This window comes from Pantoea sp. LMR881 (genome assembly GCF_027157825.1).
Taxonomy (GTDB): domain Bacteria; phylum Pseudomonadota; class Gammaproteobacteria; order Enterobacterales; family Enterobacteriaceae; genus Pantoea; species Pantoea haifensis.
Map to the genome: position 1 here is coordinate 1,367,705 of NZ_JAPVOK010000002.1, position 21,721 is coordinate 1,389,425.

Here is a 21,721-nt window from a genome sequence, read left to right on the forward strand (position 1 = left end):
TGCCAGAAATAAAAAAACCGAATAATCAGTGAGTCAGACGCGGCAGAACTAGGGTCGTTTTGTGATGGATAACACAGAGGATAGATTATGCGGGGTCATAACGTGGAACAGATGCACTCCTTTGGTGCTTGTGGCGTCAAAGGAGTGCATTTATACAGAACATTCTGATAATGGCGCGCAAAAAGAGTGCAACTTACCCTTCTGCTGTTAATGAGATGCCCGAAGCAAGTTCATCACCCGCTTGTTGCAGCTGATACATTTGCCAGTAACGGCCCTGTTGAGCGAGTAATTGCTGATGATTTCCCTGCTCGACGACCTGACCGCGATGCAAAACTAAAATCGTATTCGCTTCAGTAATCGTTGAAAGACGATGCGCAATAACTACCAGTGTGCTGTGCTGACGCAAAGTTTTCAGCGTCTGCTGGATAGCCTGTTCGGTGCCTGAGTCAATATTGGCTGTCGCCTCATCAAGAATCAAAATTTGGGGCAATTCCACCAGAACACGCGCCAGCGCCAGTAATTGCTTCTGACCAACAGAAAGATTATTGCCCTGCTCGCCCAGCCTGGTGTGAATGCCGTCTGGCATACTGCGGGCCAGTGAAGCCAGTTGTACCTGCTCCAGCACCTGCCAGACGGCACTTTCGCTGATATCACGGCCCAGACGCACATTAGCTAACAGCGTGTCAGCCAGCACCACTGGATCCTGCTGTACCATCGCAATACCCCGCCGCAAAACCGCATGCGTCAGCTCACTGATTGGTCGATTGTCGAGACGAATTTCGCCGCGCGTTACCGGGTAATAACCCATCAACAGGTTCGCCAGGGTGCTTTTGCCGCTGCCGGTATGTCCGACCAGCGCAACAAACCCACGCGAAGGTACATCAAGACTGATGTCCGTTAAGACGTCACGATTTTCACGATAGGCAAAGCTCAGGCTGTTGAGCGTAATACGGCCCGACGTTAATGGCCGCGTATCGCCGCCATATTGCTGTTGCGCGGCATCCATTAGCTCAAAAATGCGTTCGCCAGAGACGACCGCCTGTTGCAGCATCGATTGCTGCGTGGTGAGCTCAATCAGCGGCTCATTCAACCGTCCTAAATAGGTAATGAAGGCATAAAGTACACCCACTTCGAACACACCCGGTACGGAGAAACTGAACAGCATCAACAGGCCACACAAGACCAGCGCGGAAAACAGGCTTAATAAAGGACGCAGCAGAAAACCATCTAATCGCAGGGTTTCCATGCGTGCCAGATAGTGTGAACGGCTGGCTTCGGACATGCGTTCACCAAAACGCGCCTGCTGGCGAAACTGCTGTATCACGCTCATACCGCTGATCACTTCGTTAAAGCCGTTATTGATTTCAGCAAGATAGCTTCGTACCCGGCGAGCAATAGGGGTACTGTAGCGTTGGTAAATTAACATCACTACCAGCACCATTGGAAAAATCAGCATCGCCACCAGCGCCATACGCCAGTCGAGGCTAAACATCGCCACCATCATCGCGCCGACCAGTGCCGCGCTGCGTAATACGGTTGCCACTACCGTCACGTAGAGATCTTTGATCACTTCAGTATCGTTGGTAACGCGTGAGATTATCTGTCCAACGGGTTGGGTATCAAAAGCACTCAAGGGTTGGCGCAATGCAGCATTCATAACATCGCTGCGTAATCGCTGCACCACACCGATTGCGGCGCGGTTAAACAGCAGTGCCTGCCAGTAATGCAAAGCGGCGGCCAGCAGTTGTAGCAGAATAAAGCTGACAACTAAGCCTGCCACCAGCGCCCAGGGCATTTGATGCTTCGCCACCAGATTATCAATGAAATAACTCACTAATACCGGTCCGGTTACTTCCGCGGCAGCGGCAATCCACAGCATGCCAACCGCCAGCGACAGCGATTTGCGCCAGGGCTTACCGTAACTCAGTAACCGCTTTAATGTTGGCCACAAGCGTTGTGACTTAGCCATGTGGCACCCCTTGTTCACTTTCATCTTCGTCCAGCGCCGCCTCCAGTTGCTGATAGCGGTACATATCGCGATACCAGCCGGGTTTGGCCACTAACGCATCGTGCTCGCCGCGCTGTGCAACAGCGCCCTGTTGCAGCACCAGAATTTCACTGGCTTCGGTCAAGGCAGACAGGCGATGCGCACTAATAATCAAGGTGTGGCCTTTCCCCCAGAGGCGTAAGTTATGCAAAATTTCATGTTCAGTGCGTCCATCAACCGCCGATAGCGCATCGTCAAGGATGAGAATTTCAGCATTGAGCAGTAACGCCCTGGCAATGGAAAGACGCTGTTTTTGTCCGCCCGACAGCATGACGCCGCGCTCCCCCACTTCGGTCTCATAGCCTTGTGGCAATCGCAATATATCCTCATGAACGCAGGCCATTTTCGCCACACGCTCAATCTCTTCCTGGCTGGCGTTGGGTTTACCTAATGCAATATTGTTTGCCACACTGTCAGAAAACAGGAAAGGCGTCTGGCTTACTACCGCCAGGCGGCTACGCCAGCTATCGATACGCAACTGCGGAAGCGGCGTGTTGTGAAAACGAATATCGCCCTGTTGAATATCGAAGTGGCGCTGAATCAGGCTCAGTAAGGTACTTTTGCCGCTGCCGGTGGGACCACACAAGCCCAGCATTTCACCAGGCTTGAGTTGGAAATTAACGTGGCTCAGCACCGGCCCTGCGCTGGCCGGGTAGCGAAAATCACGGATCGCAGCTTGCAGAATGCCGGGCGTTGGCGGCAGAACTTTTTGACCATCCTCAACCGCTGGCGCTTCCGCCAGTAAGGCGCGGATCCGGCTCCACGCTGCGCTGCCGCGTTCAACAATGTTAAACATCCACGCCAGCGCCAGCATTGGCCAAATCATCAAGCCGAGATACATCACAAAGCTGGTCAGCTGTCCCAGCGTCATTTGCTGGTGCCAGACCAGCCAGCTTCCGCCGCCAATTGCCAGTAAATTGGAAAAGCCAATCGCGATATAGATGGTGGGATCGAAGCGAGCGTCAACGCGGGCAACGCGCAGATTCTTTTCACCGGTATCGCGCGCAATGTCGGCAAACTGCTGCGACTGATGCTGCTCCAGACCAAAAGATTTAATCATGCGAATGCTGGTCAGGCTTTCTTGCGTCTGATCGTTGAGGCTGGAAAACGCCGCCTGGGCCAGCTTAAAACGCTGATGCAGCTGATTGCCGTAGCGGTGGATGACCAATGCCATAATCGGCATCGGCACCAGCGATAACAGGGTAAGCTGCCAGCTAATCTGCGTACTCATGACCAGCAATACCACACAGCCCATTACCAGTGAATCCACCAGCGTTAACACACCTTCACCGGCAGCAAAAACCACGCGGTCAACATCATTCGTGGCGCGTGCAATTAAATCACCGGTGCGATGACGCAGATAAAATGCCGGGTGCTGACGACTCAGCTGGCGATAAAAATCTTCGCGTAGCTCCACTGCCAGCTGATAAGACGCACCAAACAGCAATACGCGCCAGACGTAGCGCAACAGATAGACCACGAGCGCCGTGAGCAGCATGATGCCAATCCACATCATGACACGCCCCATACTCATGTCGTGATGGGTGACGCCATCCACAATAATACCGACCACATGCGGTGGCAGCAGTTGCAAAACGGCAATGATGATTAATAAGGTAACGGCGCCTAAATAGCGTCGCCACTCGCGTATAAAATACCAACTTAACTGGCTGAATAATCGCACAACGCTGCTCTCAATCTTTAGCTCTCAGGGAGCGACAGGTAAAGCCGTGGTGTATTTAATCTCTTCCATGGCGAAGCTGGAGGTCACATCGATCAAACCCGGCACACCATTCACTAATCGTTTATAAAACGCGTCGTAACTTTTCATATCAGCAACCTGGACGCGTAGCAGGTAATCATATTCTCCCGCCATACGATAAAAGGCCATCACCTCGGGCATCGCCTGCACTACCGAGACGAATGCCTGATACCAGTCGCGACTGTGCTGTTGCGTTTTGACCAGCATAAAAGCTGTGAGTGACAGCCCTAATTTTTCACCATCCAGCAGCGCAACGCGCGCGCGAATAATGCCATCATCTTCCAGTTTTTTCAGGCGTTTCCAGCACGGTGTGGTGGTGAGATTAACTGCCTCTGCCAGCGCCTGGAGTGATAAGGTGCAATCTTGCTGCATCAATGCAAGAATTTTGCGGTCAGTTTTATCTAACATTTGGCGCTCCTGGAGAAAATTTTTCTCTGACAACACCATTTTAGCGACAATATAGCCATCTTTTTTTCCCGTCAGTGCCTTAAAATGTGTGTCATTGATTTTGCCGGATACCTGTCATGCACACAGCCTGGACCCGCCACGCCATTAATGAGATCAATGCAGATTTTCAACGATCCGCCGAAACACACCTGATCCGTTTCGATCTTGCTGATTTCCCTGGCATCTGGTTTTACCTGAAAGATGAAAGCACCCATCCGAGCGGCAGCCTGAAGCATCGTTTGGCACGTTCGCTATTTTTGTATGGTCTGGCGAACGGCTGGATCAAAAAAAACACGCCGATTATCGAAGCCTCATCTGGCAGCACGGCCATTTCTGAGGCCTATTTTGCCCGTCTGCTTGGCCTGCCATTTATTGCGGTGATGCCAGCCAGCACTGCCAAACGCAAAATCGAACAAATTACGTTTTACGGCGGCCGGTGCCATTTCGTTGAAGATCCCTGCCAGCTTTATGCAGAATCGGAGCGGCTGGCGCGCGAATTAAACGGCCATTTTATGGATCAGTTTACCTATGCCGAACGCGCCACCGACTGGCGCGGCAATAATAATATTGCAGAAAGCATTTTCCGCCAGATGAAGCATGAACCCTTTGCAACGCCGCACACCCTGATTATGGGTGCCGGCACCGGTGGGACATCTGCAACGTTGGGTCGTTATATTCGCTATCAAGGTTACGACACCCAATTATTGGTGGTTGATCCACAGCATTCTGTGTTTTTTGATTACTGGCACAGCCGCGATACGGAATTACGTAGCGTGCGCGGCAGTATGATTGAGGGGATTGGTCGCCCGCGCGTTGAACCGTCTTTCATGCCTGACGTCATTGACGAAATAATGAAAGTGCCGGATGCCGCGACGCTTGCCGCCATGCTGAAACTGGAAAAACTGCTGGGACGTAAACCTGGCGCCTCAACCGGCACCAATTTCTGGGGCATGATGCAGGTAGCAAAACGCATGCGGGCACAGGGTGAGAAAGGGGCACTGGTCACAGTGTTATGCGATAGCGGCGAGCGTTACCTCGACAGTTATTATCAGCCAGAATGGGTAGCAAAACAGATCGGTGACATTCAACCGTGGCTACGCGAAATGGAATAAAAAACCGGACATCCCGTCCGGTTCACTGCAATCCTCAGCATTCGGGGGAATAAGCGAGGTCGGGTGTGGAGAGCCAGTGATTTAAATAGTGAGACACTGCCTGTGTCTCGCAATGCCCAATAACCGGTAAATGCGGTAATGCTGCTTTGAGTTCACTCATCGCGTTGCCCATGAGAAAGCCTTTACCGACCTGGGCTAACATTTCACGATCGTTCATCGCATCACCAAAGGCCATGCATTCGGCCAAAGTCAATGAGAGATGCTGGCAAAGCATGGCAAGGGCACTGCCTTTATTGCAACCGAGCGGCAGTACCTCCAGACAATTCCAGGCTGAAAAACAGATACTGGCGCGCTGATCTAAAGCAGCATCAAGCTGGTCTTTTAGCTGGCACAAACGATGATGTTCATCAACGAAACAGATTTTCGTGACCTCATTCCCTGGCATGGCTTTTAAGTCGCGCAGTTGATAATGAAAGCCACTCATCTGATGTGCTGCGAGCAAAGAGGGCAAAGGACGTTCAGTAAACCAGCCTTCATCATTAAACACGTGCAGTGAGGCTGTGGTCTGCCAGTCTGTATGAATGACCTCTTCCGCAACTGACGGCAACAGATCACAGGCAAACAGCAGATTTCCGTCCCGATCGTGAACACGTGTACCATTACCTGTGATCAGCCACGCCGGTAACGTGATTTGCTGACGCAGGATCTGCATTTCTAGCTGATGACGCCCGGTGGCAAAGGCCAGCTGTACATTACGCACATGCAATGCCTGCAAACTCGCCAACGTCTCTTTTCCCAGTTGATGGTTAGGCAACAGTAAGGTGCCGTCCATATCAAATGCCGCTAAGCGTGCCATTACGTTACTCTCGCTGAAAACTGACCCTTACTATTACCTTTTAATCACGGAAGTAATAGTGAATACTTTTAAAAAATTGTTCCGGTTTTACGATGCGCCAACTCAACCGCCTTAATCAATTTCAGCGCCTCTGGCAGCAAAGCCTGGGTGCGACACAACGCACTTGTATCGCCGAGATGGCGCGTCACTGTATTTGCAGCGAGCGGCATATGCGCACCTTACTGTCTCAGTGGCAGCAGACTGGCTGGCTGCGCTGGCAAGGCGAATCGGGACGCGGTAAGCAAGGCTCGCTGGAATTTCTCTACTCCCCGGAACAGCTGCGCCAACAGCTGCTGCAACATCACCTGCAGTGCGGTGACACTACAGATGCATTAAAGATGCTGGACCTGGCGCCGGAAAAGCTCCTCAATTTGTTGCAGCCACTGATGGGGGTCAGTGGCAAAACAATTCGCCCGTGCTGCGTGTGCCTTACTACCGGCCACTGGAAAGCGTCCAGCCGTTACAAATCAACGGGCGTGCCGAACAACATCTGGTTCACCAACTTTTTTCCGGCCTGACGCGGTTTCATCACGATGAGCCGGTTGGCGATTTAGCGCATCACTGGCAGCATGATGCGCAAGGGCGCGTATGGTTGTTCTGGTTACGGCCGCAAATTTTCTGGCACAACGATGAACCTATACAGGCCAGTCAGCTAGTGGCGCAGTTTGAGCAGATAATACGGGATCCACGTGTTCGCCAGTTACTCAACAGCGTGACGCACATTGATGCGCCTCACCCGCTGGCGTTGCGTTTCCAGCTAAATAAAAGTGATTACTGGTTGCCCTGGCATCTTGCTCATTCGCTTTGCCTGCTGCCGCACCCCAGCGAACCTCATACCGGCAGTGGCCCATGGAAACTTGCGCATTTCACGCCTGAATGGGTCAGGATTGAAAGTCATGCTCGCTGGCATCTACAGCTTCCCCTGATGCAGGCGATCGAATACTGGATAACGCCTAAATTGTTTGATCGCATACCTGACACCAGCTGTCGTCATCCGGTACAAATTGCGATTGGCAACAGTCATGAACTGGACAGTTTGCGCCCCGTCAGTCGCAGTATCAGCGTGGGGTTCTGCTATCTGGTCTGTCGGCCTCGGGCAGGATTCACATCCAGTCAGGCGCGCCGACTTTTTTACCTGATTCAACAGAGCGGCCTTATCGCGCAGCTACCGCTTGAAGCAGGGTTGTTAACGCCAAGTAAAGAACTTTTGCCTGGCTGGCCAGTGCCACCGCTGGAAGAAAATGAACAGCGATTGCCCAAAAGTCTGACGCTGCACTATCACTTACCGGTTGAACTGCACGACATGGCACATGCGCTAAAGAAACTGTTACGGGCAAATGGCTGCATACTGAACGTTGTTTTTCATCGCGTTAAGCGATGGCAGGATATTCATCAACTCGCTGGCGCTGATTTAGTCATGGGCGATCGCCTGATTGGTGACGCGCCGGTATTCACGCTCTCCCACTGGTTGAAGTTGGATCCGTTGTGGCATGATTTTCTGCGATCCCCCAGGGCGAAGCTGTGCAGCAGCAGCTTACCAGTCTGCAACAGATTGCCAGTTCTGCTGCTCGCGCCAGCGCCTTACACCGTCTTTATCATGCATTGATGAGTGATGGCGTATTACTGCCGCTGTTCAACTTTCGCTATCAAATTTCAGCACCACCAGGCGTAGAAGGCATTCAGCTAAACGCGCTGGGCTGGTTTGATTTTAATCGAGCCTGGATCCCTCCTCCGATTAGCACGTCACACAGCTGTTCAGCAGCGGAGTGAGGCATTACCATAAGGCAAAATTTGTTATCAGGAAAAGATCATGAAACGCGCTGTTGTCGTTTTCAGTGGTGGGCAAGACTCCACCACCTGTTTAATTCAGGCACTTCAACAATATGATGAAGTGCATTGTGTCACTTTCGATTATGGTCAGCGTCATCGTGAAGAGATCGACGTTGCACGGGAGCTTTCGCTTCAACTGGGGGCACGAGCACATAAAGTGCTGGATGTGACGATGCTGAATGAACTTGCCGTCAGTAGCCTGACGCGCGATAACATTCCGGTTCCAGCCTACGATCCCAGTGCCAGCGGATTACCCAGCACGTTTGTTCCGGGTCGAAATATTCTGTTCCTCACGCTGGCATCGGTTTATGCCTGGCAAGTTGAAGCTGAAGCAGTCATCACCGGCGTATGTGAAACCGATTTTTCTGGCTATCCTGATTGTCGCGATGAGTTTGTCAAAGCACTTAATCACGCGGTAAATCTTGGCATGGCACGCGATATCCGTTTTGAAACGCCGCTGATGTGGCTTAACAAAGCTGAAACCTGGGCGCTGGCTGATTACTGGCAGCAACTGCCGCTGGTGCGTGAACAAACCTTAACCTGCTATAACGGCATTAAGGGTGACGGCTGCGGCGAATGTGCAGCTTGTCATTTACGCGCTAACGGCCTCAATAACTATTTAAACGATCGGCCCGGTGTAATGGCCGCGATGAAGCGTAAATCGGGTCTGAATTAAACTCTTTTGCGGCGAATGGCGCTTTTTCGCCGCCCTGTTTTTATGCCATTAATGCTTGTAATCGTTGCCGTAATTCCCCTTCTAACGGCACGGCTTTCTGGCTACGTAAATCGATACACACAAACGTGAGCGCCGCATCAGCCACTGTTCCCTCTTCGCCAGCCAGTAACACACGTTGCGCGATAATGCCGCTCTTACCGTTCAACTGAACCACTTCGCTGTCAATTTCCAATACGTCGCCCAGCACCGCCGGGCGACGATAGTTAATGTTGATATTAACCACCACAAACGCCAGTTTCTGTTCCTGAAGCCAGTTAAAGGCATCAGCGTCTTCCAGCCATTGCCAACGCGCCTCCTCTAAAAATTCCAGATAACGCGCATTGTTAACATGCTGATAGACATCTAAATGATAGCCGCGCACTTTGATAGTGGTTCGCATTTTAATCTCCTGCTGCTGACAAGTAACTGGTTGGACCTGTTCAATGTAGCAGAGTCTAACCGTTGCAGCAGGCTATCGTGCAGAGATGCGCTTCATCTCACAATTTCAGGCGAGAAGCATTTCTCTCCACCAGTGCATTACCGATTCCCGGCACTTCTTTTAACTGTTCAATTGCGGTGAAAGCGCCATATTGTTCGCGATAACTGACAATGGCCTGTGCTTTTTTTAGCCCTACGCCATTCATTGCTGATGAAAGTTGCTCTGCGGTTGATTCATTGATACTGACCAGCTCTTGCTGAGGAACTGAAATCTGTTCTGCCTGCGCGCTATTTTGCGCTTCCGCCGCAAAAAGTGAGGTTTGATAAAGTGAACCGCCGAGTGCCAGTGAAAGGTAAAGGGCATATAAAGTAGGTTTTGCCATGCTGTGTTTCTCCTTGTGTTTAACAGCAGGCTCAGGGTGTCACGTTGAGGAAAAAGGCTCAAAAGGCAAGATGCAAAAATGGAAAAGGCCGCGAAAGCGGCCTTGATAAGTTTCAGGTATTACCTGTTTTTTGTGAGGCTTACTGCATTTGTGCCGCAGCACCGTACTTAATTTTTGCCTCTTTACGCAAGTTTTGCAGCAGGGCTTCAAACGCCAGCTGGGCGTTATTCTGCGTTACGCCTTTAACCATTTCATCGATTTGCGCTTGCGGCATCGAGCCTGTGCTCACTTTATCTACCGCTAACAACACGACGTTGCCCTGCATATCCTCACTTACGCCCCACGACGGTTTGTTATCCGCTGGCTGTGGCAGATTGAACGCAGCCTGTGCTACAGGATCCTGCACGTTACGATCAACCGTAGTGCTGGCACTGAGCGTCAGACCAGCAGCACTTAACGCATCTTGCTTACCGGCTTTGAGATCGGCCAGCAGCTTGTCAGCCTGCGCTTTGGCTTGCTGCTGCGCTTTATCGTGTTTCAGCGTGTCGGTGATTTGCGCTTTAACCTGATCCAACGGTTTAATCGCTTCTGGCTTGTGCTCACTGATACGCAACACAAATGCACGATCGCCCTCTACGCTAATGATCTCCGAGTTATTACCCGGCGCACCGTTTTGCCCCACTAAGCCGCCATTAAAGATGGCCTGTTTTACCGCCTCGAAGTCGAGTTCTTTTGGCAGATTATCACGGCTGAACCAGCCAGTTTCAGTGGCTTTCATGCCAGACGCTTGCTCAGCACCCGCCAGCGACTCATTGTCATTGCTGGCGGCTTCGCTCACTTTCTGCTGCAGCTGATAAAACGCATCGACACCTTTTTCCTGCTTCACTTTATCAGCGACAGCCTCGCGCACTTCAGTCAGCGGTTTGACCTGCTCAGCCTGAATGTCATCCAGACGGACAATCAGAAAACCAACAGACGATTTAATTACGCCTGACAGTTGGCCTTTTTGAGTCAGACCGGCGTTTTTCAGCTCATCCGGTGTGGTGGAAGGTTCCAGCCACCCCATATCGCCGCCTTTACGCGCTGAAATGGGATCAATGGATTTGCTTTTTGCCAGTTCAGCAAAGTCCGCTCCCTCTTTCAACTGCGCTAACAAAGCTTCAGCATCAGCTTCTGTTTTGGTCTGAATAACGCTGTAGCGATTACGCTGTGGTTGCGAATAATCAGCTTTATGTTGGTCGTACCAATTTTGAATATCAGCATCGCTGGCAGCTTGCTGCATGCTGGCTGCATCCAGCTTGATGTAGCTGACGCGGAACTGCTCTGGTGCTAAAAAGCTGTTTTTATGTTGTTGATAATACTGATTAATTTCATCATCCGTTACCGTCTGTTTAACGGCAAGCGCATCAACATTAATGGTCGCCTGACGTATGTCTCGCTTTTGGGCAACCAGATCAACCAGCTTGCTGGTTTCACCCTTCAGCATGAAATCGGTATTTGCGACGGCGTTAATTAATTGCTGATTTGAAAGCTGTTTACGTAAGGCTTCAGCATACTGGTCAGCGGTAAAGCCCATGCTGGAGATCAAACCGTTGTATTTGGCGTTATCGAACTTGCCGTTGGTTTGAAATGCTTTTTGATTGAAGATCGCTTGCTTAACCTGATCGTCACTGATGCTAATGTGAAGTGTTTTGATGTAATCGTCGAGCAATGCCTGATCAACGAGCTGAGACAACGCTTGCTGGCGAATCTGTTGCATATAGCCATCGTTGCTGGCTAGCTGAGAGAACTGATCGCCTAACATTTGCTGTTGACGGCTGCGCTCGTTGTTGAACGCCTGTTCCAGTTGCGCCCGACTGATCTCCTGACCGTTGACTTTGGCTGCATAATCATTGTTGCCGCCAATCAGATAGTTGCCAACGCCGGTCAGCACAAAGGAGAGAATAATCAACCCCAAAATAATCTTGAGCACGACATGGTTTGACGCCGCGCGTAAATTGTCCATCATGGTATGACAACACTCCGCTGTAATGTGAATGTAAAGCTGGGGCGTAATTCGCCGTGTTGCTGGCCCATTACGCAGCTGCAAGTTTAGCTGGCAGCATCAATCCTGCTGAGAGGTATCTCACGACCTTTTGTCGCCGTTTCAGGATAAAAAAGGCACATCTTTTCGATGTGCCCGTATGTTACATGAGAACGCATTAACCGTCCCCTAATCCACTGAAGAAAATGCTTCAATGAATGTATTCGTTGTCATTAATTGACAGCGTCTTTCAATGCTTTACCCGCACGGAAACCTGGCACTTTACCGGCTGGAATCGTGATTTCTTTGCCAGTTTGTGGGTTACGGCCAGTACGTGCAGCACGCTCGCGCACGGAAAAAGTACCGAAACCAACCAGAGCAACTTCATCACCGCCTTTCAGCGCGTCAGAAACAGACCCCATAAATGCATCTAAAACACGTCCCGCTGCTGCTTTAGAAATGTCAGCATCTGCAGCAATTTTGTCGATCAACTGTGACTTGTTCACTCTTTTCATCCCCTCTTTATTATTTCACTTCGTATTCGCGCTTCCCGCCGGATACGAACGCGCAGCAAGTTATATCAAGCCTGTAGAGCCGAAACAACGGTATTTCTCTGAGTCTGTGGAACTACAGCCACCTAAATTAGCGGCACAAAAAAAAGCTGGCAAGCGCCAATTAGCTTGCCAGCCCTGCTTTTTAACGGTTTTTGTCTTTAATCACTATTTAGCCGTTGCGACCTGCATACCGTATGGCGCATTTTCCAGTGCCAGGTTCAGCACTTCTTCAATACGCTTCACCGGATGGATCTCCAGATCGGCAATAACGTTCTGTGGAATTTCTTCCAAATCACGTTTGTTGTCGTCAGGAATCAACACCGTTTTGATGCCACCACGGTGTGCTGCCAACAGTTTTTCTTTCAAACCACCGATTGGCAAGACTTGTCCACGTAGCGTGATTTCACCCGTCATCGCAACGTCCGAACGCACTGGATTTCCCGTCAGACAAGACACCAGCGCGGTACACATCGCGATACCCGCACTCGGACCATCTTTCGGTGTAGCGCCTTCTGGTACGTGAACGTGAATATCACGTTTTTCGTAGAAGTCGCCATTGATACCCAGTTTTTCAGCACGCGCGCGCACCACCGTTAAGGCGGCCTGGATTGATTCCTGCATCACTTCACCCAGCGAACCGGTATAGGTCAGCTTACCTTTACCCGGAACGCAGGCGGTTTCAATGGTCAGCAGATCACCACCGACTTCTGTCCACGCCAGGCCAGTTACCTGACCCACACGGTTTTCGCTGTCGGCACGACCATAATCGAAACGCTGAACGCCAAGAAAATCCTTCAGGTTTTCACCGTTAATAGTGATGTGCTTTTTCGTCTTATCCATCAGCAGTGACTTCACTGCTTTACGGCACAGTTTAGACAGCTCACGCTCAAGACTACGCACACCGGCCTCGCGGGTATAGTAGCGAATGATACCGATAATTGCGCTGTCTTCAACGGTGATCTCGTTAGCTTTCAAAGCGTTACGTTCAACTTGCTTCGGCAACAGGTGCTGTTTCGCAATGTTGAGTTTTTCATCTTCGGTGTAGCCCGACAGACGAATCACTTCCATACGATCCAGCAGCGGTGCCGGTATGTTCATTGAGTTTGAGGTCGCAACGAACATGACATCAGAGAGATCGTAATCGACTTCCAGATAGTGATCGTTAAATGCAATATTCTGTTCTGGATCCAACACTTCCAGCAGCGCAGAAGCCGGATCACCGCGCATGTCAGAAGACATCTTATCGATCTCATCCAACAGGAACAGCGGGTTTTTAACCCCGACCTTAGCCATTTTCTGGATCAGTTTACCCGGCATAGAACCGATGTAAGTCCGACGGTGACCACGGATTTCAGCCTCATCACGCACACCACCCAATGCCATACGGACATATTTGCGTCCGGTTGCTTTAGCAATTGACTGCCCCAGCGAGGTTTTACCTACGCCCGGTGGTCCTACCAGACACAGGATAGGCCCTTTGATTTTGCTGACGCGACTTTGCACCGCAAGGTATTCAAGGATGCGATCTTTCACACGCTCAAGGCCGTAGTGATCGGTATCCAGGGTTTCCTGAGCTTTACGCAGGTCTTTTTTCACTTTGCTGCGTGCATTCCATGGCACCTGAACCATCCAGTCGATGTATCCACGCACCACTGTCGCTTCAGCAGACATGGGTGACATCATTTTCAGTTTTTGCAGTTCAGCTTCCGCTTTTTCACGCGCTTCGTCCGGCATTTTTGCCGCATCGATTTTGCGTTTTAACGCTTCGTACTCATCAGGCGCGTCATCCATTTCGCCTAACTCTTTCTGAATAGCTTTCATTTGCTCGTTCAGATAGTACTCACGCTGACTTTTTTCCATCTGCTTTTTAACGCGGTTGCGAATACGCTTCTCAACCTGCAGCAGATCGATTTCGGATTCCATCATTGCCATAAGGTATTCCAGACGCTCATTTACGTCTGACATCTCAAGCACTGACTGTTTGTCCGCTAATTTCAGTGGCATATGCGCAGCGACGGTATCGGCAAGGCGCGCCGCATCGTCAATGTTGTTCAGGGAGGTGAGTACCTCAGGCGGAATCTTTTATTGAGTTTGATGTAGCCTTCAAACTGATTGATTGCCGTACGTACTAGCACTTCTTGCTCGCGCTCTTCAATTTCTGGCGAAACCAGATATTCAGCCTGAGCAACAAAATGATCGCCGTTGTCTGACAGCGTCGTGATATGTGCACGCTGTAAGCCTTCTACCAGCACTTTTACCGTGCCGTCAGGCAGTTTCAGCATCTGTAAAACAGACGCAACGGTCCCTACCGAGAAGAGATCGTTAATGCCAGGTTCATCCGTTGAAGCCTCTTTTTGTGCGACCAGCATGATTTTTTTATCATGATCCATTGCGGCTTCGAGGCACCGAATCGATTTTTCCCGACCAACAAACAACGGAATTACCATGTGCGGATAAACCACCACGTCGCGCAGCGGCAACACGGGGATTTCAATGCGTTCAGAACGCTCAGGATTCATAGAGCTCTCTCTTAGTTTAATGTCCGCCAGGTGATGGGAACCGCATCATGCAGGAGTATGCAATTACCCACAGGTATCTGAGTATATGGGGATGATCGTCCGACATTCAACGTCACTGAGGCGAGAAAAACAAAAGGGGAAAGATTTTTCCCCTTTTTTAAGATAACAACGTGGACGAATTGTTTATTTATTCGCCAGAAGCCTGGGCTTCATGCTTGCCGTAAATCAGCATTGGGTCAGACTGACCATCAATAACTGACTCATCAATCACCACTTTTTCCACGTCTTCCATTGAAGGCAGGTCGTACATCGTTTCTAACAGTGCGCCTTCAACGATTGAACGCAAACCACGAGCACCGGTTTTACGTGACATCGCTTTTTTCGCGATAGCGGTTAGAGCTTCGTCACGGAACTCCAGTTCTACGCCTTCCAGGTTAAACAGCGCCTGGTACTGTTTAGTCAGTGCGTTTTTCGGTTCACGCAAAATTTGGATTAACGCTTCTTCGCTGAGTTCGCTTAACGTCGCAACCACAGGCAAGCGGCCAATGAACTCCGGAATCAAACCAAATTTGATCAGATCTTCTGGTTCACATTGAGAAAGCAGTTCGCCTTCGGTTGCTTTTTGCGACTTGCCTTTCACCGTTGCACCGAAACCGATGCCAGAACCGGTTTCCACACGCTGAGAAATCACTTTGTCCAGACCGGCAAATGCACCGCCACAGATAAACAGGATTTTCGAGGTATCAACCTGCAAAAATTCCTGTTGTGGGTGCTTACGTCCTCCCTGAGGCGGAACCGCAGCCACGGTGCCTTCAATCAGTTTCAGCAGTGCCTGCTGAACGCCCTCACCCGACACGTCACGCGTGATAGACGGATTATCTGACTTGCGTGAAATCTTGTCGATTTCATCAATATAGACAATACCGCGCTGGGCTTTCTGAACGTCGTAGTCACATTTCTGAAGCAATTTCTGGATAATGTTTTCGACGTCTTCACCGACATAACCCGCTTCGGTCAGCGTCGTTGCATCAGCCATGGTGAAAGGTACATCAAGCAGGCGCGCCAGGGTTTCCGCCAGCAGCGTTTTACCGCTACCGGTTGGGCCGATCAGCAAAATGTTACTTTTACCCAGTTCAATACCATTGCTGGTGTCACCGTTGCGCAAGCGTTTGTAATGATTGTACACCGCCACTGCCAGCACTTTTTTCGCCTTTTCCTGACCGATAACGTAATCGTCGAGGTGATGGCGAATTTCATGCGGCGTAGGCAGTGCGCTACGTTCGCGATGCGGGGCAACTTCTTTAATTTCTTCGCGAATGATGTCGTTACACAGATCAACACACTCATCGCAGATATACACTGACGGCCCGGCAATCAGCTTACGCACTTCATGCTGGCTTTTGCCGCAAAAAGAGCAGTACAGCAACTTTCCTGAACCGTCTTTGCGCTTATCTGTCATCAGTTAACCTCTTCTAGTTCTCAGGCCATACCGGCGTACGGCGCTGGCCGCGCTTACACGGCCGATATTCAATCAACCTATACTATAAACCGTTATCCTGATAACTATAGCGTAAGGATAAGGGCAAGTTAGGTCTTATTCGCGATGCGTCAGGATAGAATCGACTAATCCATACTCTACCGCTTCACTCGCCGAGAGGAAACGGTCACGCTCTGTATCGCGCTCAATTTGTTCCAGCGATTTACCGGTGTGCTCTGCCATCAGCTCGTTCATGCGCTGTTTCACTTTCAGAATCTCACGCGCGTGAATCTCAATATCAGTTGCCTGACCCTGATACCCTCCCAAAGGTTGGTGGATCATAACGCGCGAGTTTGGCAGACAGAAACGTTTACCTTTGGTTCCTGCTGTCAGCAGGAAAGCGCCCATTGAGCATGCCTGCCCCATGCAAATCGTGCTGACATCCGGTTTGATAAATTTCATGGTGTCATAAATCGACATACCCGCCGTGATAACGCCACCCGGAGAGTTGATGTACAGATAGATGTCTTTTTCCGGGTTCTCTGCTTCCAGAAACAACATCTGTGCGACAATCAGGTTCGCCATGTGGTCTTCAACCTGACCGGTCAAAAAGATCACACGTTCTTTGAGCAGACGGGAATAGATGTCGTAGGAACGCTCACCACGCGAGGTTTGTTCGACCACCATTGGCACCAGCGCATTTTGCGGTGCAGTAAATTCACGATCGCCACTGTATGACATTACCGTCTCCTGATTAAATTTCATTGGCAACATTCTGTACCGATTCTACGTAAGACGAGCCTGAAAAACTATGCTCTGTCTCTTTCCGACACCTTCAGGACGGTTAATCAGCCAGCCTAACTGTTTTTTGCATACTCCCTCTATCTGGGGATGCTGCCCAGCTGTTTCAAGCATAACAACCTTTTCTGTGATCGCTAACCCGGAAAAAGCGATGCCTGAATAATTTGCCGGATAATTAACCAAATAGCGATAAGCTCTGTGCGCTCAAACGCTAAAAATAAAAAAGCCCGCAACGTTTTAGTCGCGGGCTTAGCACATCCGGTTAAAACTGAGATCAGGCCGTGGTGGTCTGGTTCATCAGTTCCTGGAAGTTAGTGGCTTTTTCGGTCACTTTCGCTTTCGCCAGTACCGCTTCAACCGCTTGCTCTTCCAACGCGACATTGCGCATGTTGTTCATCAGCTCATTGTTTTTGCTGTAGAACTCGATCACTTCTTTCGGATCTTCGTAGGCAGAAGCCATCTCTTCGATCAGCGCGTTAACACGTGCTTCGTCAGCTTTCAGCTCATGGGTACGGATAACTTCACCCAGCAGCAGGCCAACAACAACGCGACGTTTCGCTTGCTCTTCGAACAGTTCACGCGGCAGTTCCAGAGCTTGCTGCTCGTTGCCACCGAAACGCTGTGCAGCCTGACGACGTAATACGTCGATTTCGCTGTCGATTAGCGCAGCAGGCACATCAATTTCGTTAGCAGCGACTAAGCCATCAATAGCCTGGCTCTTAACGCGGTTACGAATAGCGCCTTTCAGTTCGCGATCCATGTTTTTACGTACTTCAGTGCGCAGACCGGCAACAGAACCATCTTCAACGCCGAAACGTTTGATGAACTCTTCAGTCAGTTCAGGCAGTTCGCGCGTTTCAACTTTCTTCAGCACGATGTCGAACTTCGCATCTTTACCTTTCAGGTTTTCTGCGTGGTAATCTTCCGGGAATTTCACCTCAATAGTGAAAGTTTCGCCCGCTTTATGACCCACAACGCCTTCTTCAAAACCTGGAATCATGCGGCCCTGGCCCATTGCCAGTACGAAGTCAGAGGCTTTGCCGCCTTCAAACTCTTCGCCATCAACAGAACCGGTGAAGTCGATTGTTGCGCGATCTTCAGCTTCTGCTGGTGCATCAGTTTCGATCCAGTTGGCCTGCTGTTTGCGCAGCGTTTCCAGCATCGCATCTACATCAGCGTCAGTCACTTCAACAAGGGGTTTCTCGACTTCAATGTTTTCCAGACCTTTCAGTTCAACTTCTGGATACACTTCAAACTCTACAGAGTAGGTGAAGTCCTGACCTTCTTTATACTCGCCTGGCACATAATTAGGCGCACCAGCCGGATTGATTTTTTCTTTGATGATAGCGTCAACGAAATTACGCGTCATCATATCGCCCAGCACGTCCTGACGTACAGAAGCACCGTAGCGTTGTGCCACGATGTTCATAGGCACTTTGCCTTTACGGAAACCATCGATACGGACTTTCTTCGCCACATCAACCAGTTCTTTTTTTACGGCGCTCTCGATGCTGTCAGCAGCGACAGTAATCGTAATGCGACGGCCCAGGCCCTGAGTGGTTTCTACTGAAACTTGCATCTTGTTACCTCAAAAAATCACGTGCTCGGTCAACTTCAGACACCACACATAGTGAAATGCGCCGTATCCAACAACCGGGACGGCTTCCGTGAAGAGAACCTGATCCCTGTTACCAGAAGCGTCCCGAAGACATTCCGGAAAAATAGACGCAGCATTATAGCGGCATCGCTGGAATGAGTCGAGGCTGCTAAGTCACCACTTTTTAGCGAGTTTGTTGCTTTTTTGCGCTGGAGATCGCGTTTAAGCGTAAAAGGATGAGAAAAACGGCCCGCAGGCCGTTTTGGGTAAAACGGTTCAGGCGAGCGTTCCGGCTCCACGACAGTTCGGTGAGGCGAGCACCGTGTCCTGTAAACCTTCCCACTCTTTTATTGTGTAAGTATGTAGTGCTAACGCATGGACACTGCCTGCCAGCTCAGTAGCAAGTTCACCGTAAATGGCCCGGTGCCGCGCCAGAAAGCGTTGCCCTGCAAAACAATCACTCACGATCACCACTTTAAAATGGCTTTCGGAACCGGCAGGAACATTATGTCGATAACTTTCGTCGTGCACTTCCAGATGAGCCGGCTCGAAGGCCAGGCGCAGCTTTTCTTCTATTTGTTCGCGAATCATTGTTTTACTCCTCAATGGCGAGCGCTGTGCCCCATCTGTTTAAATATTAGTAGGTTTTTTGGCCCTTTTTATAGCGGACCGCGGAAATATTACCACGGCCCGTTACAAGGCTGCGGCATCTTAAGCTGGCCCGGTTATATTTCGACGGCTTAATGATAAGTAACATGCCGAAAAAAGCCTTTACAATCAATTTCCCCCTGACTGGGGCTTTTTCACTGCTGTGCAGTGCTATGATGGCGGAAGTTTTTGCAAACCAACCCACTATGCTAACGAGAAAAAGTATGTTGAAAAAACTGTTATTCCCGCTGCTGGCTGCGTTTATTTTGGCCGGCTGTGCCTCCAGCAATAATACACTCACGATTCAGCCTAAAATCGAGCTACCACAGCAAGATCCAAGCCTGATGGGCGTAACCGTGAGTATCAACGGTGCCGATCAGCGTAGCGATCAAGCCCTGGCGAAAGTGAATCGCGATGGCCAGTTAGTCACCCTGACGCCTTCGCGTGACCTGCGTTTCCTGCTCCAGGAAGTTCTGGAGAAACAGATGACTGCACGCGGTTATATGGTTGGCCCGAACGGGGCTGTTGATCTGCAAATTGTGGTGAACAACCTGTATGCCGACGTGACGCAAGGTAATGTCCGTTACAGCATTACCACTAAAGCAGATATCTCTATCATCGCAACGGCGAAAAACGGTAACAAGCAGGTTAAAAATTATCGCCAGACTTACAGCGTAGAAGGCGCATTTAGCGCGACGAACCAGAAAATTACCAATGCGGTTAACTCGACAATGAGTGATGTTATTGCTGATATGGCGCAGGACACCAGCGTGAATAACTTCATTAAGCAAAACGCGCGTTAATAACGTTTTATTTTGCCCGGCCCAGTGCCGGGCTTCTCCTCAAGGTCAGTATGAATCACTATCTCCGCCTCTTTACCCAACAGAACGCCGCCGTACTTTTGCTGCTCGGATTTGCCTCCGGTCTGCCACTGGCCTTAACGGCGGGTACGCTGCAAGCGTGGATGACGGTGGAGAACGTTGACCTGAAAACAATCGGTTTTTTTTCATTAGTTGGGCAGGCTTACGTCTTTAAGTTCCTCTGGTCACCCATGATGGATCGCTACACACCCGCTTTCCTGGGGAGACGCAGAGGATGGCTGCTGGTCACGCAACTTGCGCTGATCGCCGGTATTGTCGCGATGGGATTTATGCAGCCGAGCCGTGATTTAACCCTCATGGCTGCGCTGGCAGTTCTGGTGGCTTTTTGCTCCGCTTCACAAGATGTTGTTTTTGATGCCTGGAAAACCGATATTCTGCCTGCCGAAGAGCGCGGCAGCGGTGCGGCCATTACTGTATTAGGCTATCGACTCGCCATGCTGATTTCAGGCGGGCTGGCCCTGTGGCTGGCCGATCGCTATCTCGGCTGGCAAGCGACCTACTGGCTGATGGCGCTCATGATGATACCTGGCGTCATTGCAACGCTGCTGGCAAAGGAACCTGATACGCACGTTTCAACGCCACATTCATTGCGTCAGGCCGTCGTCGATCCGCTCAACGATTTCTTTAATCGTAACAATGCCTGGCTGCTGATCACTTTAATCATCCTTTATAAGCTTGGTGATGCTTTCGCCGCCTCGCTTACCACGACATTTTTAATTCGCGGTGTCGGTTTTGACGCGGGCGATGTCGGCCTGGTAAATAAAACGCTTGGCCTGGCAGCAACGATCATCGGTGCGCTTTATGGCGGCGTATTGATGCAGCGCCTGAGCCTGTTTCGTGCGTTGCTGATTTTTGGCCTTCTTCAGGCAGTATCCAACTTCGGCTACTGGCTGTTGGCCGTTAGTGACAAGCACTTATGGAGTATGGCCAGCGCGGTATTTATTGAAAATCTGTGCGGTGGCATGGGGACGGCTGCTTTTGTCGCCCTGCTAATGACGCTGTGCAATAAATCATTTTCCGCTACGCAATTCGCGCTCTTGTCTGCGCTCGCGGCTGTCGGACGTGTGTATGTCGGTCCGGCTGCAGGTTGGTTAGTTGAATTATGGGGTTGGCCGACGTTTTATGCATTCAGCGTGTTTGCTGCCCTGCCCGGCTTACTGTTACTGCTGTTTTGCCGACACACGTTAGATGTCATGCAGCAAAGTGGCGAATTTCTTCCCCGCACGCGATATAAACCAGGCTATCGCTGGACGCGTCGCTTGTTTAGCGCAGGCTGTCTAATACTAGCGATGTGGTTGGTGTTGCTGGCACTTGAAGCGGCAGGATGGTCGCTGTTATCGCAACTTCTGCCGCATTTGTTCGAATGGGGCATGGCACTCGCGTTAACGGGCGTAATGCTTGGGGTAATACTGGATTATCTGGCGTTAAAAAAATCGTCGGAACATCAGGTTATCAGGCATTAAAGAAATTAATTTCCTGCCGATAATAGCTTAATTTTCGTTTAAAACAGCCTGGTAATTGTTTTATCAAAGCGTGTTATTTTTAAGAGTAAATTAAGAAAAAATAAATAATTTTGCCGGATACTAAAAACC

General features: G+C 50.3%; 16 protein-coding genes and 2 pseudogenes. 5 read left to right on the forward strand and 13 right to left on the reverse strand.

The window, feature by feature from the left end:
* Positions 1 to 193 precede the first annotated feature (193 nt).
* The 3 genes from O3W44_RS08340 to O3W44_RS08350 are packed head-to-tail and all read right to left on the reverse strand — an operon-like array spanning position 194 to position 4,217.
* Complete coding sequence (locus tag O3W44_RS08340) at positions 194 to 1,969, reverse strand: SmdB family multidrug efflux ABC transporter permease/ATP-binding protein (protein ID WP_269292693.1); 1,776 nt, start codon at positions 1,967 to 1,969, stop codon at positions 194 to 196.
* On the reverse strand, positions 1,962 to 3,731 hold the full coding sequence (locus tag O3W44_RS08345) for a SmdA family multidrug ABC transporter permease/ATP-binding protein (protein ID WP_269292694.1): 1,770 nt from the start codon (positions 3,729 to 3,731) through the stop codon (positions 1,962 to 1,964). The genes O3W44_RS08340 and O3W44_RS08345 overlap by 8 nt, the downstream gene beginning before the upstream one ends.
* Before the next feature lie 24 nt (positions 3,732 to 3,755).
* Positions 3,756 to 4,217 carry an Lrp/AsnC family transcriptional regulator gene (locus tag O3W44_RS08350; protein ID WP_269292695.1) on the reverse strand — a complete coding sequence of 154 codons (462 nt, stop codon included), beginning with the start codon at positions 4,215 to 4,217 and terminating at the stop codon, positions 3,756 to 3,758.
* A 116-nt stretch (positions 4,218 to 4,333) separates the two neighbouring features.
* On the opposite strand from O3W44_RS08350, the gene O3W44_RS08355 reads away from it, so the two are divergent.
* Positions 4,334 to 5,368 carry a PLP-dependent cysteine synthase family protein gene (locus tag O3W44_RS08355; RefSeq protein WP_269292696.1) on the forward strand — a complete coding sequence of 345 codons (1,035 nt, stop codon included), beginning with the start codon at positions 4,334 to 4,336 and terminating at the stop codon, positions 5,366 to 5,368.
* 34 nt (positions 5,369 to 5,402) lie between these two features.
* Here the strand turns inward: O3W44_RS08355 and cof are convergent, their stop codons facing one another.
* A complete protein-coding gene (cof, locus tag O3W44_RS08360) occupies positions 5,403 to 6,224 on the reverse strand; it encodes an HMP-PP phosphatase (protein ID WP_269292697.1) in 822 nt (273 codons plus the stop codon).
* Positions 6,225 to 6,316: 92 nt separating this feature from the next.
* On the opposite strand from cof, the pseudogene O3W44_RS08365 reads away from it, so the two are divergent.
* Positions 6,317 to 8,033, forward strand: a pseudogene (locus O3W44_RS08365) (SgrR family transcriptional regulator).
* A 40-nt stretch (positions 8,034 to 8,073) separates the two neighbouring features.
* Positions 8,074 to 8,769 carry a 7-cyano-7-deazaguanine synthase QueC gene (queC, locus tag O3W44_RS08370; RefSeq protein ID WP_269292698.1) on the forward strand — a complete coding sequence of 232 codons (696 nt, stop codon included), beginning with the start codon at positions 8,074 to 8,076 and terminating at the stop codon, positions 8,767 to 8,769.
* Between the two features lie 40 nt (positions 8,770 to 8,809).
* Here queC and O3W44_RS08375 read toward each other — a convergent pair whose 3' ends face one another.
* The 9 genes and pseudogenes from O3W44_RS08375 to bolA all read right to left on the reverse strand — a co-directional run bounded on the left by O3W44_RS08375 (position 8,810) and on the right by bolA (position 19,191).
* The gene (locus O3W44_RS08375) at positions 8,810 to 9,208 is read right to left on the reverse strand and encodes an acyl-CoA thioesterase (protein ID WP_269292699.1); all 399 of its coding nucleotides are present in this window, start codon (positions 9,206 to 9,208) and stop codon (positions 8,810 to 8,812) included.
* A gap of 97 nt (positions 9,209 to 9,305) precedes the next feature.
* Positions 9,306 to 9,629: a helix-hairpin-helix domain-containing protein gene (locus O3W44_RS08380; RefSeq protein WP_269292700.1), complete on the reverse strand. Its 324-nt coding sequence runs from the start codon at positions 9,627 to 9,629 to the stop codon at positions 9,306 to 9,308.
* A gap of 139 nt (positions 9,630 to 9,768) precedes the next feature.
* Positions 9,769 to 11,637, reverse strand: coding sequence for a peptidylprolyl isomerase (gene ppiD, locus O3W44_RS08385; protein WP_269292701.1), 1,869 nt, complete (start codon positions 11,635 to 11,637; stop codon positions 9,769 to 9,771).
* A 248-nt stretch (positions 11,638 to 11,885) separates the two neighbouring features.
* Positions 11,886 to 12,158: a nucleoid-associated protein HU-beta gene (gene hupB / locus O3W44_RS08390; RefSeq protein ID WP_014606441.1), complete on the reverse strand. Its 273-nt coding sequence runs from the start codon at positions 12,156 to 12,158 to the stop codon at positions 11,886 to 11,888.
* Positions 12,159 to 12,371: 213 nt separating this feature from the next.
* Positions 12,372 to 14,725 (reverse strand): annotated as a pseudogene (gene lon, locus O3W44_RS08395) (endopeptidase La).
* 187 nt (positions 14,726 to 14,912) lie between these two features.
* Positions 14,913 to 16,184, reverse strand: coding sequence for an ATP-dependent protease ATP-binding subunit ClpX (gene clpX, locus O3W44_RS08400; RefSeq protein WP_269292703.1), 1,272 nt, complete (start codon positions 16,182 to 16,184; stop codon positions 14,913 to 14,915).
* 135 nt (positions 16,185 to 16,319) lie between these two features.
* The gene (gene clpP, locus O3W44_RS08405) at positions 16,320 to 16,943 is read right to left on the reverse strand and encodes an ATP-dependent Clp endopeptidase proteolytic subunit ClpP (RefSeq protein ID WP_269292704.1); all 624 of its coding nucleotides are present in this window, start codon (positions 16,941 to 16,943) and stop codon (positions 16,320 to 16,322) included.
* 334 nt (positions 16,944 to 17,277) lie between these two features.
* Positions 17,278 to 18,582 (reverse strand): trigger factor, encoded by a 1,305-nt coding sequence (gene tig / locus O3W44_RS08410; protein ID WP_269292705.1) that lies wholly within the window; start codon positions 18,580 to 18,582, stop codon positions 17,278 to 17,280.
* Positions 18,583 to 18,876: 294 nt separating this feature from the next.
* Entirely contained in the window at positions 18,877 to 19,191 is a 315-nt protein-coding gene (gene bolA / locus O3W44_RS08415; RefSeq protein WP_269292706.1) for a transcriptional regulator BolA, read from the reverse strand.
* Between the two features lie 281 nt (positions 19,192 to 19,472).
* On the opposite strand from bolA, the gene O3W44_RS08420 reads away from it, so the two are divergent.
* Together O3W44_RS08420 and ampG are read left to right on the forward strand one after the other, a co-directional pair.
* Positions 19,473 to 20,051 carry a lipoprotein gene (locus O3W44_RS08420; protein ID WP_269292707.1) on the forward strand — a complete coding sequence of 193 codons (579 nt, stop codon included), beginning with the start codon at positions 19,473 to 19,475 and terminating at the stop codon, positions 20,049 to 20,051.
* A gap of 50 nt (positions 20,052 to 20,101) precedes the next feature.
* Positions 20,102 to 21,592 (forward strand): muropeptide MFS transporter AmpG, encoded by a 1,491-nt coding sequence (gene ampG, locus O3W44_RS08425; RefSeq protein WP_269292708.1) that lies wholly within the window; start codon positions 20,102 to 20,104, stop codon positions 21,590 to 21,592.
* Positions 21,593 to 21,721: the final 129 nt, after the last annotated feature.

Coding starts and splice junctions, on each gene's coding strand:
- O3W44_RS08340 (WP_269292693.1), bottom strand. CDS start 1,969: ATGGCTAAGTCACAACGCTTGTGGCCAACATTAAAGCGGTTACTGAGT.
- O3W44_RS08350 (WP_269292695.1), bottom strand. CDS start 4,217: ATGTTAGATAAAACTGACCGCAAAATTCTTGCATTGATGCAGCAAGAT.
- O3W44_RS08355 (WP_269292696.1), top strand. CDS start 4,334: ATGCACACAGCCTGGACCCGCCACGCCATTAATGAGATCAATGCAGAT.
- cof (WP_269292697.1), bottom strand. CDS start 6,224: ATGGCACGCTTAGCGGCATTTGATATGGACGGCACCTTACTGTTGCCT.
- queC (WP_269292698.1), top strand. CDS start 8,074: ATGAAACGCGCTGTTGTCGTTTTCAGTGGTGGGCAAGACTCCACCACC.
- O3W44_RS08375 (WP_269292699.1), bottom strand. CDS start 9,208: ATGCGAACCACTATCAAAGTGCGCGGCTATCATTTAGATGTCTATCAG.
- O3W44_RS08380 (WP_269292700.1), bottom strand. CDS start 9,629: ATGGCAAAACCTACTTTATATGCCCTTTACCTTTCACTGGCACTCGGC.
- ppiD (WP_269292701.1), bottom strand. CDS start 11,637: ATGATGGACAATTTACGCGCGGCGTCAAACCATGTCGTGCTCAAGATT.
- clpX (WP_269292703.1), bottom strand. CDS start 16,184: ATGACAGATAAGCGCAAAGACGGTTCAGGAAAGTTGCTGTACTGCTCT.
- clpP (WP_269292704.1), bottom strand. CDS start 16,943: ATGTCATACAGTGGCGATCGTGAATTTACTGCACCGCAAAATGCGCTG.
- tig (WP_269292705.1), bottom strand. CDS start 18,582: ATGCAAGTTTCAGTAGAAACCACTCAGGGCCTGGGCCGTCGCATTACG.
- bolA (WP_269292706.1), bottom strand. CDS start 19,191: ATGATTCGCGAACAAATAGAAGAAAAGCTGCGCCTGGCCTTCGAGCCG.
- O3W44_RS08420 (WP_269292707.1), top strand. CDS start 19,473: ATGTTGAAAAAACTGTTATTCCCGCTGCTGGCTGCGTTTATTTTGGCC.
- ampG (WP_269292708.1), top strand. CDS start 20,102: ATGAATCACTATCTCCGCCTCTTTACCCAACAGAACGCCGCCGTACTT.